General features: G+C 43.1%; 18 protein-coding genes and 1 rRNA gene. 13 read left to right on the top strand and 6 right to left on the bottom strand.

Going from position 1 to position 19,711, the window contains the following annotated elements:
• The 5 genes from C6P11_RS10615 to C6P11_RS10595 all read right to left on the bottom strand — a co-directional run.
• Positions 1-143, bottom strand: a 143-nt coding sequence (locus C6P11_RS10615; RefSeq protein WP_135518151.1) for a helix-turn-helix domain-containing protein, incomplete at its 3' end; no start/stop codon positions are given.
• Positions 144-318: 175 nt separating this feature from the next.
• The gene (locus C6P11_RS10610) at positions 319-1,152 is read right to left on the bottom strand and encodes a YidC/Oxa1 family membrane protein insertase (RefSeq protein WP_135520962.1); all 834 of its coding nucleotides are present in this window, start codon (positions 1,150-1,152) and stop codon (positions 319-321) included.
• A gap of 28 nt (positions 1,153-1,180) precedes the next feature.
• Positions 1,181-1,537, bottom strand: coding sequence for a ribonuclease P protein component (rnpA, locus tag C6P11_RS10605; protein WP_003609876.1), 357 nt, complete (start codon positions 1,535-1,537; stop codon positions 1,181-1,183).
• A gap of 108 nt (positions 1,538-1,645) precedes the next feature.
• Complete coding sequence (gene rpmH / locus C6P11_RS10600) at positions 1,646-1,780, bottom strand: 50S ribosomal protein L34 (protein WP_002828338.1); 135 nt, start codon at positions 1,778-1,780, stop codon at positions 1,646-1,648.
• Between the two features lie 159 nt (positions 1,781-1,939).
• A complete protein-coding gene (locus tag C6P11_RS10595; protein WP_135520960.1) occupies positions 1,940-2,146 on the bottom strand; it encodes a hypothetical protein in 207 nt (68 codons plus the stop codon).
• A 381-nt stretch (positions 2,147-2,527) separates the two neighbouring features.
• On the opposite strand from C6P11_RS10595, the gene dnaA reads away from it, so the two are divergent.
• The 7 genes from dnaA (at position 2,528) to C6P11_RS10560 (ending at position 12,728) form a co-directional block, all read left to right on the top strand.
• Positions 2,528-3,952 carry a chromosomal replication initiator protein DnaA gene (gene dnaA / locus C6P11_RS10590; RefSeq protein ID WP_135520958.1) on the top strand — a complete coding sequence of 475 codons (1,425 nt, stop codon included), beginning with the start codon at positions 2,528-2,530 and terminating at the stop codon, positions 3,950-3,952.
• 195 nt (positions 3,953-4,147) lie between these two features.
• Positions 4,148-5,278, top strand: coding sequence for a DNA polymerase III subunit beta (gene dnaN / locus C6P11_RS10585; RefSeq protein WP_135520956.1), 1,131 nt, complete (start codon positions 4,148-4,150; stop codon positions 5,276-5,278).
• 197 nt (positions 5,279-5,475) lie between these two features.
• Positions 5,476-5,709: a S4 domain-containing protein YaaA gene (gene yaaA / locus C6P11_RS10580; protein ID WP_135520964.1), complete on the top strand. Its 234-nt coding sequence runs from the start codon at positions 5,476-5,478 to the stop codon at positions 5,707-5,709.
• Positions 5,709-6,854 (top strand): DNA replication/repair protein RecF, encoded by a 1,146-nt coding sequence (recF, locus tag C6P11_RS10575; protein ID WP_135520954.1) that lies wholly within the window; start codon positions 5,709-5,711, stop codon positions 6,852-6,854. Before yaaA ends, recF begins: the two co-directional genes overlap by 1 nt.
• A gap of 20 nt (positions 6,855-6,874) precedes the next feature.
• Positions 6,875-8,821, top strand: coding sequence for a DNA topoisomerase (ATP-hydrolyzing) subunit B (gene gyrB / locus C6P11_RS10570; RefSeq protein WP_003609898.1), 1,947 nt, complete (start codon positions 6,875-6,877; stop codon positions 8,819-8,821).
• 43 nt (positions 8,822-8,864) lie between these two features.
• The gene (gene gyrA, locus C6P11_RS10565; RefSeq protein ID WP_135520952.1) at positions 8,865-11,462 is read left to right on the top strand and encodes a DNA gyrase subunit A; all 2,598 of its coding nucleotides are present in this window, start codon (positions 8,865-8,867) and stop codon (positions 11,460-11,462) included.
• A gap of 294 nt (positions 11,463-11,756) precedes the next feature.
• Complete coding sequence (locus tag C6P11_RS10560) at positions 11,757-12,728, top strand: XRE family transcriptional regulator (RefSeq protein WP_135520950.1); 972 nt, start codon at positions 11,757-11,759, stop codon at positions 12,726-12,728.
• Between the two features lie 55 nt (positions 12,729-12,783).
• On the opposite strand, the gene C6P11_RS10555 is transcribed toward C6P11_RS10560, so the two are convergent.
• On the bottom strand, positions 12,784-13,230 hold the full coding sequence (locus C6P11_RS10555; protein WP_135520948.1) for a GNAT family N-acetyltransferase: 447 nt from the start codon (positions 13,228-13,230) through the stop codon (positions 12,784-12,786).
• Between the two features lie 179 nt (positions 13,231-13,409).
• On the opposite strand from C6P11_RS10555, the gene C6P11_RS10550 reads away from it, so the two are divergent.
• From C6P11_RS10550 to C6P11_RS11120, 6 genes are all read left to right on the top strand, one after another.
• Positions 13,410-15,581 carry an LTA synthase family protein gene (locus tag C6P11_RS10550; protein WP_135520946.1) on the top strand — a complete coding sequence of 724 codons (2,172 nt, stop codon included), beginning with the start codon at positions 13,410-13,412 and terminating at the stop codon, positions 15,579-15,581.
• Between the two features lie 137 nt (positions 15,582-15,718).
• Positions 15,719-16,171, top strand: a complete 453-nt coding sequence (locus tag C6P11_RS10545) for a MerR family transcriptional regulator (RefSeq protein ID WP_135520944.1) — start codon at positions 15,719-15,721, stop codon at positions 16,169-16,171.
• Positions 16,172-16,271: 100 nt separating this feature from the next.
• Positions 16,272-17,528, top strand: coding sequence for a hydroxymethylglutaryl-CoA reductase, degradative (locus C6P11_RS10540; RefSeq protein ID WP_135520942.1), 1,257 nt, complete (start codon positions 16,272-16,274; stop codon positions 17,526-17,528).
• A 20-nt stretch (positions 17,529-17,548) separates the two neighbouring features.
• Positions 17,549-18,508, top strand: coding sequence for an IpaB/EvcA family protein (locus C6P11_RS10535; protein ID WP_135520940.1), 960 nt, complete (start codon positions 17,549-17,551; stop codon positions 18,506-18,508).
• 25 nt (positions 18,509-18,533) lie between these two features.
• Positions 18,534-19,238 (top strand): NAD-dependent protein deacylase, encoded by a 705-nt coding sequence (locus C6P11_RS10530; protein WP_135520938.1) that lies wholly within the window; start codon positions 18,534-18,536, stop codon positions 19,236-19,238.
• Positions 19,239-19,632: 394 nt separating this feature from the next.
• Positions 19,633-19,711: ribosomal RNA gene (locus C6P11_RS11120) — 16S ribosomal RNA — on the top strand; the annotation flags it as partial.

Below are 19,711 nucleotides of genomic sequence, written 5' to 3'. Positions count from 1 at the left end.
CCAACACAGCGGGCAATCTCACGAGAGATTGTCGAAGCGCTTCTACCAATTTCTTTTGCAATGCTACGCATTGACAACCCTTCTCTGAGTAAAACTTCTATACGTCCGCGATCAAATGCGGTAAGCTGATGATAATGACTCATAATGTTTCCTCGCGTTCTGTATGTTCTAGACAAACTACATTTTACGCTGGTTCATTATGAGTCAGTTTTTATTTAGCTTAGTGTTGCACTTGAATTGTAAATTCAAGCATAAAGAAAACCCCGAAAGTTAAAGTAACTTTCGGGGTACACCACATAATTGCGGTGTCTTTAATGATTAACGCTTGTGACTGCGCTTTGCCTTACGGATTGCACGTTCGCGATCCTTTTCGGCACGCTTCTTAGCTTCACGCTCACGACGAATTTCAAATGGGTTTTGAATCGTCCATGTTTGTGCAACTTGGAAGGCATTTGAAACCACCCAGTACAATGACAAGGCTGATGGCACATTAATGGCAAAAATGAAGATCATGATTGGCATAATGTACGTCATTGACGTTGTCATGCTGTTCTTTTCAGGTTGTCCCATCATCACAAGGTATGATGAAGCAAACGTGAATAGGGCAGCCAAAATTGGCAAAATGAACAAGTGGTCGTGTTGACCAAGTTGGGCCCACAAGAAAGTTCCCGTTTCCAATTGCTTCGTCGTACGAATAGCCGTATACAAAGCAATCAAAATTGGCATTTGAACAATCAAAGGCAAGAAGCTAGCAAATGGATTTACACCAGCTTCCTTATATAGGGCGCTTTGCTCAGCTTGCATTGCAGCCATTGACTCAGTATCACGGTTTGGATACTTGGCTTGGATAGCCTTCAAGGCAGGGGCAACTTCTTGCATCTTACGCATTGATTGTGTTTGATAAACCATCAAAGGCAAAATCAAAAGACGAATCAAAATCGTAAAGGCGATAATTCCCAAACCATAGTTATTACCGAACCAAGCTGACACACCCAAAATTGAGCGTGAGAAGTTGGCGATGATAACACCATGCCAGAAACCAGTTCCTGAAACCGAACCCTTAAACATCACACCGGCAATAATCATGATGATTAAAGCGATAGCTGCGGTAACTGTAGAACGCGTTGAAAATACTTTCTTAGCAGACTGCATCGATTTTCTCCATATAATATGTGGTTTTTTATTTTTCGTCCTGATCGACAAACAAATTTGCCAACTTGAAGACGTGTTCCAAATTCTTCTTGATGATCGCCATGTCTTGGTCATGAGCTGATGGACGGGCAATCACTAGGATATCGACATCTTGGCGCAAGTTTGGCTTAAATTCCAAAACGCTTTGACGAATACGACGCTTAACCCATACACGCTCATGACCACGCAACCCAACCTTCTTAGAAATAGAAATTCCCAAGCGGAAGTGGGTTGGTTGTTCACGCTCCATCGTGTAAACAATAAACATTTTGTTTGCGACCGAGTGATGTTGATCGAAGACTAATTGGAAATCAGCTTCCTTTTTAACACGGTAACTCTTACGCATATGTTTGCTCCAGACTTTTTTGAAGACAATAGAAAACGCGTGATTCAGCCAAAATGGCCGAACCACGCGCGATCGTTATCAGTAATCCTAATAGAAGGCCTGACCTAATTAGGCTGACAATACCTTGCGGCCCTTTTGGCGGCGACGTGCTAGCACCTTACGTCCGTTGCTAGTGCTCATGCGCTTACGGAAGCCGTGTACACGCTCGCGGTGACGCTTCTTAGGTTGGTATGTACGCTTCATGTGAATACACCTCCCATTCGTAGTTAGATTTGGCCTGCGGTTGGCAAGGCCAAACCACAATTCGTATTTCAGTCTATCACGTAACTATCTACTTAGCAAGCTTTCTAAATCACTTTATTTATTTTTAATAACTATTAAGAAAAGCAGCTTACAAATAGTTTATCTAAAATTCACAGATCCGCCGTCAAATTCTAAAGCGCTTAACAAATTCTTTAAAAATTTTAAATTTAAAGCGTGTACGAGTTTTCCAGAACCTAACGGAGCGTTATGTTGATAAAAATCACGAATGTAACAGGCTGTTAGTTTATTTTTCCCCAATATCCACATTTTTTCCACAATCTCCACATGGTTGTATAATTTATCCATTACCCCCTTGTGAATATGTGGAAAACTCCTGAAAACCTTGCCTCGTATGCACTGGCTTTTGCACAAATCCTTGTAAATAACTCAAAATAAGCTAGTTTATCCACAGATTTCCACAGAATCGCCGTTTTTCAAATTCACACCAAGTTGATAACCTAAATTTAGATTTCCACAGGGTGTGAATATCACAAAATGTTATTGAAAATTGCGGTAACCCTTGATACATAGGCAATATTACTTGTGGAAAACTTATCCACAACCTGCTAAAATGGAATTTGTCGAATTGCGTCTTAATTATTTCATTAATTTTGACGAACGTATTGTGGAAAACTTTCCACCCAAAGATTCCGATACCGTTATTTGTTATTTAAGGAGGTCGTCCAAATGGATCCTGTCCAACTTTGGAACGCCATTAAAGAAGAACTGCGTGCTACAATCGCACAAACTTTTTCCTATGCTAACTACGTTGAAACCTTAACGCCAGTTGCAGTAGTGGAAAACGAGAACAACACGCTGACTTTACAACTTGCAACGAATCACGAGCAGGTTGCTGAAGAATGGCAAGATACCAACAGTTCTTATAATCAAGCATTCATTCAAGCAGCAATGATTGCGACTAACAAATTGAATGGCACACCAACATTTGTCATTCCATCTGTTACGTTCCTAAAGCCACAACCAACCTCATTATTTGAGGAAACACCAACTGCGCCAGCTGCTGCACCGCAATCAAATGTTGAGATTTCAGCATCTGACTTCGTTACACAATCTATTTTGAATCCTGAATTCCGATTCGAAACGTTTGTGTCTTCAGACGAGAACGGTGAAGCCTACGCTGTTGCGCAAGCCGTGGCCGACAATCCTGGTACACAATGGAATCCACTTCTTATATATGGAGGAGTAGGTTTGGGGAAGACCCACTTGATGCAAGCCATTGGTAATAAAGTTTTGGAGCGCAATCCAAGTGCCAAGGTAAAGTTCATCACAACTGAGGACTTTATCAATGACTTCACGGATGCGTTGCGTCGTGGTGCGAATGCAACTGAAGCATTCAAACAAGAATACCGTTCAGCTGATCTTCTATTAGTAGACGATATTCAATTCTTAGCTGATAAGGACAAGATTCAGGAAGAGTTCTTCCACACGTTTAATGCGATTACGCGTGAGAATCACCAAATTGTTCTAACATCTGATAAGTTGCCTAAGGAAATTCCTGGTCTTGAGATGCGTTTGGTTACACGCTTTGCTCAAGGTTATTCAGCAAACATTACGAAGCCTGATTTACCAACCCGTGTTGCAATCCTTCGTAATAAGGCTGAACAAGAAAACCTCAACATTCCAAATGATGTGATTGATGAAATCGCAGCGGCCGTTGATACGAATGTCCGTGATTTGGAAGGTGTTTTCAATCAAGTTGCTGGTAAGTTGCGCTTCGCAACAGCACCCGTCACGGTTGAAACGGCGCGTGATATTTTGGAGACCATGAACTTCAAGCGTCAACGCGCGATTACGATTCCAATCATTCAAGAAACGGTGGCTAAGTTCTTTAATGTCACGGTTCAAGACTTGAATGGTAAGAAGCGTAATAAGGAAATTGTGGTGCCGCGTCAAATCGCGATGTACATTGCACGTGAATTGACCCAAGACTCATTGCCACAAATTGGCCGTGCTTTTGGTGGTAAAGATCACACGACAGTTATGCACTCAACTGAAAAAATTGAGAATGCAATTGAAAATGATGCCGTGTTGGCTGGCCAAGTTCAACAAATTCGTGAAGAATTGAGCAATCAACATCAATACCCATTGTGAATAATTCACGAAGTGTTGAAAAGTTTTCCACAGGTTTGTATACATAGACCAATCCTTGGTGTAATGGTCTAGTTTGACCTTTTCCACAGTATGCACACCCCTTATTATTATTATTATCTTTTTGTTTATAAATAAATCAGTCATTAAGGCGACGCATGCGCAGCATGCCGAGCAAAAAAGCTTGAGGAGATTATCATGCAATTTACAATTAATCGAGCTGTTTTCATCAAGGCTATGAATAACGTTAGCCGTGCTATTTCATCTCGTACATCAATGCCAATCCTAACGGGTGTTAAGTTGGTTCTTGATAACAACGGTTTGACGTTGACTGGATCAGATACGGATATCTCAATTGAAACTTTGATTCCAGTTACAGATGATCAAGCATCACTAACAATCCAAGAACCAGGTGCATTGGTTTTGCCAGCTGCCTTCTTCTCAAATATCGTTAAGCGTTTGCCAGGTGAGACATTTACGTTGTCAAACATAACTGGATTCCAAGCAAAGATTACGTCAGAGAATTCAGAGTTTGATATTAATGGTCAAGATGCGAATAACTACCCACACTTGCCAGAAATTGAAGTTCGCAACAATTTGACTTTGCCATCAGAAACGTTGAACGAAGTTATTGGTCAAACAGTTATCGCTGTATCAAAGCAACTAAGCCAACCAATCTTGACTGGTGTGCACTTTATTTTGGCAGGCGGAAATTTGACGGCTGTTGCAACTGATCGTCACCGTTTGGCACAACGTACTGTCGCTTTGAACGAATCAGATGTTGATGCTGATATCATTGTGCCAGGTCCTTCATTGAACCAATTGCAAGCAATGCTTGATGAAGTAGAAACGGTTGATGTCCGCGTGGCTGAAAACCAAGTTATTTTCCAATTGGGAGCAAACACAACGTTCTACTCACGTTTGTTGGAAGGTAACTACCCAGATGCGTCACGTTTGATTCCAACTGAGAAGCGTACGACTTTGACGATCAACGCACGTGACTTGTTGCAAACAATCGAACGTGCCGCTTTGTTGAGTCACGAAGGTCGCTCAAACGTTATCCAATTTACGGTTAGTGATGAGAAGTCATTGATTTCTTCTAACTCACCTGAAGTTGGTCGCGTTGAAGAGCAAATCTTCGCTGCCGAAACTGCCGGTGATGAATTGACGATTTCATTCAACCCTGACTACATGCGCGAAGCATTGAAGTCATTTGGGGATGAACAAATTCAAATTGGCTTTAAGACAGCCTTGGATCCATTTACTTTGGTTCCAACTAACAATGAAACAAACTTCATTCAACTAATTACGCCAGTGCGTACTTACTAAAATGATTTAAAAAGCCGAAAATCGCCGTTTAACGAAAAAACAGCGATTTTCGGCTTTTTTGTTTGATTTTATCTTCAACCGCTCAGACGCCCTCTGAAGCCGGAATTACATTGAATAATGCTAGAAAATAGCGTATAATAGATTTACTTATGGAGACATTTCTCAGCTGAATTTTTTCAGCAGAAAGGACAATGCAATTGGCTACTGAAGTGCATATTCAAACGCCCTTTATTACACTAGGGCAACTATTGAAGGAAGAAAGCATTATCTCAACGGGTGGACAAGCTAAGTGGTACCTACGTGAGAACACGGTGCTTGTTAATCAAGAGCCTGATGATCGTCGCGGTCGCAAGTTGTACCCTGGCGATACCGTGGCGGTGCCATCTGGTGAGCGCTTTGTGATTAACGGGATGGGTGCTGAAGCAGACTAATGGAACTGCTTGAGCTAAAACTGAATAATTTCCGGAATTATCAAGATTTAGAGGTGACATTTTCGCCTGGTGTAAATGTATTCCTGGGACCAAATGCGCAAGGTAAGACAAACTTACTAGAAGCAATTTATGTTTTAGCTTTGGCACGTTCGCACCGAACAACTTCTGATAAAGAGTTGATTGGTTGGGAAGGCAAAGAAGCAATGGTTTCCGGAGTTGTACAACGTCAGTACGGAAAAGTGCCGCTTTCATTAGCTTTCACTAGTAAAGGTAAGAAAGCGCGCATGAATCACTTGGATCAAGCCAAGCTAGGTACTTATATTGGTCAATTAAATGTTATTTTATTCGCGCCAGAAGATTTGGCGTTGGTAAAAGGTGCACCCACTGTGCGACGCAATTTTATTGATCGAGAATTCAGTCAAATGAGTCCAAAGTACCTATATATTGCCAATCAATACAAAGTTGTGTTGAAACAACGTAATCAGTATTTGAAGCAATTGCAATCCAAGCAAGCCAAAGATGTCTTGTATCTGGAAGTTTTAACAGAGCAATTAACTAATTTTGCTAGCGAACTAATCATGCGTCGCCAAGCGCTCATTAAAGAGCTTGGTAAAGCTGCTGCGCCAATTCACGCAGATATTACACAGGGTGGCGAAACACTTTCGATTGCTTATGTGTCACAACTATCTGAAGAAGAGTTGGTTGACGAACAAACGGTTAAGTCAGCTATGATGAAGCGTTTTGAGCGGTTACAATCACGCGAAATCATGATGGGAACCACAATGTTAGGGCCACACCGTGATGATTTACGTTTCGACGTAAACGGTCATGACGTGGCGACGTTTGGTTCACAAGGACAGCAACGCACAACCGCGTTGGCAGTTAAGTTGGCTGAAATTGATTTGATGAAGCAAGAAACCGGTGAATATCCGATTTTGTTGCTTGATGATGTGCTATCAGAATTAGACACAAATCGCCAAACACATTTGTTGACGGCGATACAAAATAAGGTGCAAACCTTTATTACGACGCCGTCACTAAGCGATGTGGCCCGTCAACTAATTAATGAACCAAAGGTCTTTAATGTGCGAGCCGGGCAACTGGTTGAAACAAATGGTTTAGGGGAAGAAGCTAGTGCAGACTAGTGGTATTTAAGGAGGAACTCATGGCTGAAGAAGATGTAACACAAATGCATACTGACGCAGATGATTACGATGCCAGTCAAATCCAGGTTTTGGAAGGATTGGAAGCCGTTCGTAAGCGTCCAGGTATGTATATTGGAACGACGACGAGTCAAGGATTGCACCACTTGGTGTGGGAAATTGTCGACAACGGAATTGATGAAGCGCTAGCAGGTTTTGCTGATCACATTACGGTGGCAATTGAAAAGGACAACTCAATTACGGTTACTGACAACGGTCGTGGAATCCCCGTTGATATCCAAGAGAAGACAGGTAAGCCTGCTTTGGAAACTGTCTTCACTGTCTTGCACGCCGGTGGAAAGTTCGGCGGTGGCGGATACAAGGTTTCTGGCGGATTGCACGGTGTTGGTGCGTCTGTTGTTAACGCTTTGTCTACTGAATTGGACGTTATGGTTGTCCGTGATGGTCAAGGTTACGCAATGGACTTCGAACGTGGCCACGTTAAGACAACGATGCACAGTGCACCAGTTGATAACGCACCTGTTTCACGTGGAACAATTGTGCACTTCTTGCCAGATCCAGATATCTTCCGTGAGACGACGACATACGATTACAAGATTTTGATGAATCGTGTCCGCGAATTGGCCTTTTTGAACAAGGGACTACGTATTTCAATCACTGACAATCGTGCGGATGAACCTGAAACAGAGTCATTCCACTACGAAGGTGGTATTAAGGAATACGTTCGTTTCTTGAACGTGAACAAGGACGTTATTTTTGATGATCCAATTTATGTTGAGGGAATGGAAAATGGTATTGAAGTTGAAGTATCACTTCAATACACGGACGATTACCACAGCAACATGTTGTCATTTACGAACAACATCCACACGTACGAAGGTGGAACTCACGAAACTGGATTTAAGGCTGCTTTGACGCGTGTGATTAATGATTACGCACGTAAGAATGGTCAATTGAAGGAAAACGATGATGCCCTTTCTGGGGATGATGTTCGTGAAGGTTTGACGGCGATTGTGTCAGTTAAGCACCCTAACCCTCAATTTGAGGGACAAACGAAGACGAAGTTGGGTAACTCAGATGCGCGTACGGCCGTTGACCGTATGTTCTCAGAGACATTCAACCGCTTCATGATGGAAAACCCAGCAGTTGCTAAGCAAATTGTTGAAAAGGGTATCTTGGCTGGTAAGGCTCGTATGGCTGCCAAGCGTGCGCGTGAAGCAACACGTAAGAAGTCAGGTTTGGAAATTGCTAATTTGCCAGGTAAGTTGGCTGACAACACGTCAAAGGATCCTGAGATTTCTGAATTGTTCATCGTTGAGGGAGACTCAGCCGGTGGTTCAGCAAAGCAAGGTCGTGAGCGTTTGACGCAAGCTATTTTGCCAATCCGTGGAAAGATTTTGAACGTTGAAAAGGCTTCATTGGACAAGATTTTGGCCAACGAAGAAATCCGTTCACTATTTACGGCCATGGGAACTGGTTTTGGTAACGAATTTGATGTCACAAAGGCTAAGTACCACAAGTTGATTATCATGACCGATGCCGATGTCGACGGTGCGCACATTCGTACGTTGCTATTGACGTTGATCTATCGTTACATGCGTCCATTGTTGGATGCTGGATACATCTACATTGCGCAACCACCTCTATATCAAGTACGCCAAGGTAAGTTTGTTCAATACTTGGATTCTGATGAAGAGTTGGAAGCATTGTTGCCAACGTTGCCTGCGTCACCTAAGCCTGTTATCCAACGATACAAGGGACTTGGTGAAATGGACGCGGAGCAATTGTGGGAAACAACGATGGACCCATCAGTTCGTCGTTTGTTGCGTGTTGAAATGGATGATGCCGTTGATGCTGACCAAGTATTCTCAATGTTGATGGGAGACAAGGTTGAGCCACGACGTGAGTTTATTGAAGAGAACGCACAATACGCTGAATTGGACGTTTAATGTTGTGTTAGCCACAGCGTTGAACAACTAGAAAGGAACAAAAATGGCTGAAGAAGAACAAAATAACAGCCGCATTAAGCCCGCCAAGCTTGGCGAGCAAATGCGAACGTCATTCTTGGACTACGCGATGTCAGTTATCGTGGCTCGTGCTTTGCCTGACGTCCGTGATGGATTGAAGCCGGTTCACCGTCGTATCTTGTACGGAATGAACGAATTGGGTGTGACGCCTGATAAGCAACACAAGAAGTCTGCCCGTATCGTCGGTGACGTTATGGGTAAGTATCACCCCCACGGTGACTCTGCTATTTACGAATCAATGGTTCGTATGGCACAAGATTTTAGTTACCGTTACATGCTAGTTGATGGTCACGGAAACTTCGGTTCTGTCGATGGTGACCCAGCTGCCGCCATGCGTTATACCGAAGCACGTTTGAGCAAGATTGCGACAGAAATGCTTCGTGATATCAACAAGGATACGATTGATTTTGCTGATAACTACGATGGTACGGATCGTGAGCCGGTTGTATTGCCAGCTCGTTTCCCTAACTTGCTAGTTAACGGTGCAAATGGAATCGCCGTTGGTATGGCAACAAACATTCCACCTCACAATTTGGGTGAAGTGATTTCTGCTATCCACATGTTGATGAATAACCCTGATGTGACAACCGCTGAGTTGATGGAAGCCGTCCCAGGACCTGACTTCCCAACTGGTGCGATTGTGATGGGAAAGTCTGGTATTCGTAAGGCGTACGAGACTGGTAAGGGTGTCGTAACGGTTCGTGCGAAGGTTGAAATCGAAACGGAAAAGTCTGGTAAGGAACGCATCATCGTGACTGAGTTGCCATACATGGTCAACAAGGCAAAGTTGATTGAGCGAATTGCTGAACTTGGACGTGAGAAGCGTATCGAAGGTATCACTGCTGTTAACGACGAATCTGACCAAACAGGTTACCGTATTGCAATCGATATCCGTCGTGACGTTTCAGCCTCAGTTGTTTTGAACAACTTGTACAAGAACACGCTGATGCAAACTGGTTTCAGCTTTAACATGCTGGCCGTTCAAGATGGTCGTCCAAAGTTGTTGGGCTTGAAGGCAATGTTGGTTGCTTATCTTGAGCACCAACAAATCGTGGTTCGTCGTCGTACGGAATTCGAATTGCGTAAGGCTGAAGCACGTGCGCACATCTTGGAAGGTTTGCGTATTGCGTTGGATCACATCGATGCTATTATCAGCATTATTCGTGGTTCAGAGACGTCAGAAATCGCGAAGAATCGTTTGATGTCTGATTACTCATTGTCAGATAAGCAAGCGCAAGCCATCTTGGACATGCGTTTGGTTCGTTTGACAGGTTTGGAACGTGGCAAGATTGAAGAAGAGTATCAAGGCTTGATGACAGCAATTGCTGACTACAAGGATATCTTGGCTAAGCCTGAGCGAATCGACGAAATCATTTACACTGAGTTGCTTGAAATTCAAGAAAAGTACGGTGATGAGCGTCGTACTGAATTGCAAATCGGTGACGTGACAAGCATTGAAGATGAAGATTTGATTGAAGAAGAAGACATTATCGTGTCATTGACGAGTGGTGGTTACATCAAGCGCATGGCACAAACTGAATTCCGTGCCCAAAACCGTGGTGGTCGTGGTGTCCAAGGAATGGGTGTTAATGATGATGACTTTATCGATCAATTGATTGGTACATCAACGCACGATACATTGTTGTTCTTCACGAACGCCGGTAAGGTCTACAAGATGAAGGGATACGAAATCCCTGAGTATGGTCGTTCAGCTAAGGGTATTCCAGTGGTTAACTTGCTTGGAATCGAAGCTGGCGAGAGTGTTCAAACAGTTATCAACGTGCGTGGGGATGCTGCTGAAAGCAAGGATTACTTGTTCTTCACAACGCGCCTTGGACGTGTTAAGAAGACACCAGTATCTGACTTCGGTAACATTCGTGCCCATGGTTTGAAGGCGATTACGTTGAATGACAATGATGAATTGATCAACGTTATGATTACTGATGGTACTGAGAACTTGTTGATTGGTACGCATGGTGGTTATGCTGTTTCATTCAATGCGGAAGCCGTTCGTTCAATGGGACGTTCAGCTGCCGGTGTCCGTGGTATTACATTGCGTGACGACGACTTTGTTATCGGTGCTGAAGTCTTGAAGGATGAAGGCCACGTTTTGGTTATCACTGAAAAGGGATACGGAAAGCAAACACCAGTCTCAGAATACCCAATCAAGGGTCGTAGTGGTAAGGGTATCAAGACAGCCCAAATCACTGAAAAGAACGGACCTTTGGCAGGTTTGGCGGTTGTTGACGGATCAGAAGACATCATGTTGACGACTAACAAGGGTGTCATGATTCGATTCACGGTTGATTCAGTTTCTGAAACTGGTCGTGCAACCCAAGGTGTGCGCGTAATCCGTTTGGATGATGACGCTGTGGTAGCAACCTTTGCTAAGGTTGAACACGAAGATGAGTCAGAAGATGCGACGCAAGATGGTGCAGCAACTGCACCGGTTGCTGACCAAGCTGGCACTGATTTGCCTGATGCACCAGCAGCTGGTGAACAACCAGCTGAAGTAGCCGAGCTACTTGCACGTGCTGAAGACGATTCAGATTCACAAGAGTAAAAATAAAGAGACATCATACAACGTCATGTGTGATGTCTCTTTTTGTATATATGCATGTGTCTACTATTTAGGAATTGTTATTTTTGATTTATAGTTATCGGCTATTATTTAGAAGATTTATATAATAAAATAGTAATTATTAATAATTAAATTGTATGATGTTGACGTGTAGTTATAATTCGAATGTATCATCTGTGGGACAAAGAAGTTTGCATAATATCACACTTACATTATGTATAGGAGTATACTTATGGGTGATATATGAGAAAAGTTAACGATAAGTAAGAGGTTTATATGGGTAAGAATCGAGTTCCGGTGGATGCAATTCGTGACGCGATGATTTATTTCATCAAGGAACGAAACATTTCAGTTCCGGTTGTTTTGAAGACGGTTGATATTTCACGTTCACGTTTGTACGACTACTTGCAAGGTAATGGAAAAGTCAGTTCAACAACGTTGGTGAATTTGTTGATGACGATTGGTGTGTCATTTGATGAATTGATGCTCCACATCTATATGAATAATCCTGAATTGTTGGATCCAGCAATTAAGGAACTTGGTTTGGACGCACACTCTGTTACGATGACACCAACGGAAGACACGGTTTATCGTACGCTTTCAATGTATGACGAAACACGTGACGTACGTTTGTTGGTTAACTTGGTACGTGCGATCAACTCTCAAGTGGTTGATGAAGTTGAAAAGTATCGCTTGATTGAAATGGTTCGTCCAACAATCGTTAAGTTGCTCTCATCACGTGAGTTCTATACGGCAAATGACATGTTGATGTTTGCAAACATCATTCGCCACGAACCATACAACGCAGCAAAGCTTGTCGTAAAGCAAATGTCTGATCAAGCACGTCGTATGGCTAGTCTTGAAGGATATGGTTTGATGGAGTTGGATAACTTCTCTTCAGCTGAAGTCCGTAGCGTGGCTTTGCTACACTTCCAATTGTTGATTATGGCATTGGAAAATAAGGATGATGAAACGGTGCGCAACACATTGATGTTTGTGCGCGAATACCGCTTGCCAGCTTTGAGTACATACTTTGGCTTCGTTAAGAAGATGGCGCAAGTTGTTGAATTGTCATTGGCTGATGACGATGAAGCTGCTGAGGCGTTGTGGAATCAAGCAACTGAATCAGCAAAGTTCTTGGTTGATGAACGCTTCTGGCCAATCTATTCATTCATTGCCCGTCGCTCATACAGCGAATTTTCAATTCCTGTGTTGTCATACCGTCAACACATCAATGAAGGTAAATAATTAGATACGAAAAAGCACCGTAACGATTAATTTCGTTGCGGTGCTTTTGTCTGCTTTATGAAAGTTTTAGAACCATGTTGCGGTGCTCAATGCCAGCATCTAGGAAAATATCGCCTTCAGCCTCGAAACCGAGCTTTTCGTAGAAACCAAGCGCTGAAACTTGGGCACCCAAATCAAGGGTGTGAACACCAGCTTCTTTGGCATCCGCAATAATTTCTTGCATAATTTTCGCAGCGTAACCGTGACCGCGGGCATCAGATAGGGTCGCGACACGTTGAATGTGCCAGTTAGAACCATCTTGGTTCACTAAGACACGTGCTGTGGTTACTGCGTGACTTTCGGTAAAGCCAACGTAGTGGGTTGTAGAATCATCTAAGTCGTCAATCTCTAGTTCGAGCGGTACACCTTGCTCGCCGACGAAAACGGTTTGACGGATAGCAAGCGCTTCGCGACTAAGTGCACCAGCACCGTATTCTTTACTTACAATGAGTTCATTTGACATGGACTGATCACTTCTGGGTAAATTCGTGCAACAATACTCAAACTATTTTAGCGCAAATTACGTTAAACAGAAGACTATAAGGTATGAACTTAAAAATTACGCTATAATAGGGCAGATGCAGTCTAAATTTGGCTGATTGAAACTTAAAATCTAACGATAAAAAGAAAAGAGTGAAGTATATGAGGCATTATGGCCGTTTCAGCTGGTTAAATACCCGCTTGGGGTTTGTATTGCTGCTGGTGGCATTGGTCTGGGCTAAAACACAGTTAGCCAATATCATGGATTTCCACTTGTATTCGGGAGCGTCGCCGGTTCAATACGTGACGATGTTACTAAATCCGTTAACCGTATCAACATTGTTGATTGGGTTAGCGTTTTACTTCCGATCAGCAAAACTATTTTATCCAGTTGCGACGATTTTATATGTAGTCAACGTGCTGATGATTCAGTTGAACGTGATTTACTATCGTGAGTTCACGGACTTTATGTCGGTGGCGACGATGTTGGGTTACAACAAGGTTAACCAAGGATTGGGTGCGTCAGGATTTGCGTTAACGAATATCCATGATATTTTCTTCTGGATTGATGTGCCGATTATTATTGGGTTGTTCATCTTTAGAAAGATGCGCATTCAAAAAGAAGGCACGACGAAGTTCATGAGCTTTGCGATGACAACCTTTTCGATTTTCGCCTTCATGGTGACGTTGACGCTTGGTGAAGCTGATCGTCCACAATTGATTACGCGTCAATTCGACAGCAGCATGATGGTTAAGTATCTTGGTATTGATGCTTATACCGTATTTGATGCGATTAAGACACACGGTGTTTCCGAAATGCGTAAGTCAGCTAAGAAGTCTGATATTGATAATGTGCTGAGTTACGTAAAGGGCCACTTTGCAGATTCGAATCCACAGTATGCTGGTATTGCAAAGGGCAAGAACGTGTTTGTCATTCACTTGGAGTCATTCCAACAATTCTCATTGAATCTAAAAATCAATGGGCAGGAAGTGACGCCAAACTTGAACGCGATTTACAATTCGAACTCAACGATTGCGTTTGATAATTTCTTTAACCAAGTTGGTCAAGGAAAGACATCAGATGCGGAAAACATGTTGGAGACCTCGACATTTGGATTGCCACAAGGATCATTGTTTGCAACGCAAGGTAATGACCAAACGTTCCAAGCCATGCCAGCTATCCTACGTCAAACGCAGGGTTACTCATCAGCTGTATTCCACGGTAACAATGCTAGTTTCTGGAACCGTAGTAATGTTTATAAGAACATGGGTTACCAATATTTCTTTGATGCTAGTTACTATGACACGTCTGGTGATAAGGCGATGGGTTATGGTTTGAAGGATAAGTTGTTGTTCTATGATTCAATTCCATACTTGGAGCACATGCAACAACCGTTCTATGCAAAGTACATTACCGTTACGAATCACTTCCCATACAGTCTTGATGAACAAGATAAGGATCCGAACTTCGTGACAACGACAACCGATTCTGACGTGGTCAATGGTTACTTTGAAACGAACCACTATCTTGACCAATCAATTGGTGAGTTCTATGACTACTTGAAGAAGTCAGGGTTATACGACAAGTCAATTATTGTTTTGTACGGTGATCACTACGGTATCTCAAACTCTGAAAACAAGTCATTGGCGTCTGTGCTAGGTAAGAGCGCTGATAATTGGACTGATTTTGATAATACACAAATGCAACGTGTGCCATTCATGATTAATATTCCAGGATACACAGGCGGTGGGGTTAACCACACATACGGTGGTGAAATTGACGTCATGCCAACGTTGCTACACTTGTTGGGTGTTGATACTAAGAATGATGTCCAACTTGGACAGGATTTGTTGAGTACAAAGCGTGATCAGGTCGTTGCTTTCCGTGATAAGGACTTTATCACGCCAAAGTACACGGTGATTGGCGACACGATTTATGACAATTCAACGGGATTAGTTATTAGTAAGCCTTCAAAGCAAGTTCAAAAGGAAGTTGCAGCGGCGCGCAAGAAGGTTAATAAGCAGTTGTCGATTTCTGACGACATTAACCAGAAAGACTTGCTGCGTTTCTACACACCAAAGGGATTCTCTAAGGTAGATGCTTCTAAGTACAACTATGCAAATGGGTTGGGAAAGCTTGAAAACCTCGAAAACCAAAAGGGTGTTGGCTCAACTAGTCTTTGGACAGAAAATGATAATAAGACGACGCAGTCACTCTATTCGACGGACGCGCCCGAAAAGGATGAGCCTAGGTCAGATACGTCTCGTATCAAGCAGGTTAACCCGGACGGTGGCGATTCGACTGATGGTGGGGATGACACGCCGAACCCATAATTGAATAACTAAAACGTATCGGACATCCAGTTAATTACTGGGTGTCTTTTTTTGCGAGTAAACTGGCCTACGTGCCTTGACATTTATGTTAAATAACCTGACAATAATAAACGGCAAAATGAGAGGAGGACGAGACGATGACATTTGTATCAAAGCAACAATTTCATAAGAACTTTTTGAAGTCTGAAGTGTTCCAGTTTCGCATTGGTGAGTTGGCAACGATGACAGGTGTTTCGACTCGTCAACTTCGTTATTGGGAGAGCAAGGGCATCATCTCGTCACTTAGTCGTGATGGGGAGCAAGATGCGCGTGTTTATAACTACAAAACATATGTCGCCGTGGCCACAATCAAGAATTTCTTGGATGAAGGTTACACGTTGAAGGCTGCCGTGAAGAAGAAGGAAGAGCTTGAGCAATCATGGAAGGTTTTGCATGATGTTATGAGTCGAGCTGTGCAAGGGACTGCTGAAATCGATGGTATTCCGGCAGTTGATTTGGGATTCTTCGATGCAGAACAAACCCAACGCTTGTTTGCGACGGTAGATGGTCAAAACGTGGTGAAGTACCGCGTACAAACGATTGAAGAATAATGGAAACGGTTTTGGTGACGACGCCAAAACCGTTTTTTACTTTAAACAAGGAAAATAACTGTTAAACTATAAGAGATATTAGAAAAGGAACGTTTAGATAATGGCGGATTGGCACGGCTTTTATAAGTTGTCTTGGCGAGAACGACTAGACAAAACGATTGAAAATAAGCAATTGACTGCTGAGCAAGTGGCGTTAATTGAAGCGCAATACGATGCAGTTGGTGAACAACAGGTTGAAAATTATCTTTATAACTTTGGGGTTCCGACCGGCTTGCTACCAGATTTGCCAGTTGATGGCCGATTGGTAACGGTGCCAATGAGTACTGAGGAACCAAGCGTCATTGCGGCTGCAAGTAATGGTGCCCGCATGATGCGTGCTGGTGAAGGTGTTAAAACGACGATTCAAAGTCGCTTGCTACGCGGTCAGGTTATTTTGACGGATGTGGCAAACGTGGATGCGTTGCAAGAATATGTGGCAAACCACAACCAAGCCTTGTTGCAAGCAGCTAATGATGCGCACCCTTCGATGGCTAAGCGTGGTGGCGGTGCTAAGGCGCTGACTGTAGAAGTTTTAGATGATCAAACAGCTATTGTGAATGTGCTGGTTGATCCTAAGGCGGCCATGGGGGCGAATGTTGTTAATACGATGTCTGAGGCTGTTGCCAAGGAATTGACGATTGCTGGTTATCAGGTGTTGATGGCGATTTTGTCAAACTACGCGACAGAGGCTTTGGTTAAGGCTCGTGTGGCCGTGCCAGTAGAGGCATTGGCAACAAAGCAGGGGATGGCTGGAGCGGAAGTTGCCCGTAGAATCGCAGCTGCAAGCCACATTGAACAGTTGTCGACGTACCGTGCAGTAACATCAAATAAAGGATTGCTTAATGGTATTGAAGCGGCTGTATTAGCAAGTGGCAATGACACACGTGCAGTTAATGCAGCATTGCACGCCTATGCAGCCAACGACGGCCAATATCGTGGCCTAACCAGCTGGACAGTGCAAGACGATATGTTGTTGGGTGAAACAACATTGCCATTGATGCTTGGTGTGGTTGGTGGATCAATTGGGATTGTGCCAGCGGTTAAGCTAAATCATGCCTTGATGGACAATCCAACGGTCAATGAATTAACAAGCATCGTCGCAGCGGTAGGGTTAGCACAAAACCTATCAGCACTACGCGCCCTTGTCACAACCGGTATTCAAGATGGTCACATGGCCTTGCAAGCTAAGTCATTAGCCTTGCAAGTCGGTGCCACGACCGAAGAAGTGCCAGCACTAACAGCACGTTTACAACAACTCGGCCGATTTAACGAAACGGTTGCCCGTGAAGCGTTGGCGACATTACGTCAAAGTAAATAAAGAATAAGAAAGAGATTATTATGCAATTTTCAGAAGATACAGTTAAGCTCCTAAACCAAGTTAATCAAGTTTATCCAGGTTCAGTGGTCCTTCGCGGTTCAGGTGAAGCAACGGGGAAGTTGACACACGACCAAGTTTCAACGGATATGTTGGGAACGCGTTTGATGGTTGAGGTAACTGATGCAACCGCACCTGATTTCTCAGCAACACAAGAATTGTTGAACATGATGTTGACGTTGAGCGGTTACCCACAAGTTTATTTCCAATTGAAGTCAGAAGACATTAATATGACGGATCAATTGATGGTTATGTCAACGTATCTTTACCAACCAGCCTTGCGTGCCATTACCTATAAGGAACAAGCCAAGCACGGTTTGGTGACAGCGGCAGTCGTAAAGGCGTTTGCAAATGGGGTTATGTCAACGTTGACGCCCGAAGCAAAGAACGATCGTTCAGAAGCAGCGCTACGTTTGTTGACGTTGTTGGATGCACGCGTCTTCATGAACGCTGTGCCAACTGACATTGATACAGCTATTTACACTGATAGCTTTGCAGATGCATTCCCAGAGGCATGGGAAGCTGCGGGTCACATTTTTGCAACGATGAAGGTTGATGACATCAAGGATCCATTCACGGTTCACCGTGCAGTAATCGCAGCCTTTAAGGGCTTTGATGCGCAAATGATTGCTTGGAACTTGCCTGAATTGAAGGCGCTTGAGTTCGCGACGTTGACGCCAGTACTATCAGAACGACAATTGCGTTTGCCATTGGCTCAAGTATTCGATATTAAGCACACAGAGATGACAGACCGTAACACGGAAAAGTCAGCCTATGTTGGTTTGAGCAAGTCAGAAGGTCAAAACAGTTTTGTTATTTCAGCACCCGATGAGAACCAACCTGAGTTCTTTAAGGCGTTGTATCAAACGCCAGTCCGTGAAGTGCTAGAACAAATCGGACAACCTTTCGTTGTGCGTCAGTAATTAATATAGATCGGAGTGTCATAGAATGAGTGTTAATCCAGAAATTCAAAACTTATTTGATCATGCAAAGCGGATTGTCTTTCTAACGGGTGCTGGTGTTTCAACTGCGTCGGGTATCCCAGATTACCGCTCAAAAGGTGGCATTTATGATGATAGTGGCGTAGTTGAACGTCCAGAATATTTATTAAGTACTGATGCGTTGGCTAATGAACCTGAAAAGATGTATCGGTTCATGATGGACAATATGTATTTTCCAGATGCTGAGCCGAATGTGATTCATGACAAAATGGCGGCGCTAACCAAGCAAGGCCGTGCCAAGATTATTACGCAAAATGTTGATGGTCTTCATAAGAAGGCAGGTAGTGAAGCGACAATTGAATTTCATGGCTCGCTTTATGATATTTATGCGGTAACTGATGGCAAGAAAGCAACGCTGGCTGAGTACATGACGAATATGCGTCGATCAGACGGTGCATTGTTGCGACCAGGGATTACGTTATATGGTGAAATTCCATTTAATGTGGAAGAAGCAGCCACGTGGGTTAACCAGGCAGACTTAATTGTCATTGTTGGCACTAGCTTTGTGGTTTACCCATTCGCTGGGTTATTACAGTACGCAAAGGCAGGTGTTCCAGTGTTGGCAATTAACTTGGAGCGGATTCCAGCACCGGATTGGGTGCAACAGATTATTGGGGATGCCACGGTATTCTTTGATGAATTGCACATTTAAAAGCAAGTAAAATCGCAGTCAGAATGGGTTTCTGACTGCGATTTTTATTTTATATGAACAAAGTTTGAAGAAAGTGTTGACGAATCGCATAAACATATGTAATATAGATTAAGTTGTTTCAGGGAAACAGCAAAACATATTTAACTTGAATAGCTAATTGATATTCAAACTTCTTTGAAAGAAGTTGTTGACATTCGCTTGAAAGGTTGTTATGATATATAAGTTGTCTGGTGAGGCAACGACGTAGGTCATTGAAAACTGAATATCGTTTCGATGAAACAAATGTGTAGGGTCATCAAGCTAGTTCTTGATGCAAAAACATTTGCGAAGTCAATTCGCTAGTAAATTCGTTTAACTTCTGTTAAACAACAAAAATTGAGTTATACTCAAACTTTAAATTGAGAGTTTGATCCTGGCTCAGGATGAACGCTGGCGGCGTGCCTAATACATGCAAGTCGAACGCTTTGTGGTTC

This window comes from Weissella confusa (genome assembly GCF_004766315.1).
GTDB classification, from domain to species: domain Bacteria; phylum Bacillota; class Bacilli; order Lactobacillales; family Lactobacillaceae; genus Weissella; species Weissella confusa_A.
The sequence above is the reverse complement of the archived record's forward strand: the minus strand, read 5'-3'. Positions and strand labels throughout refer to the sequence as shown.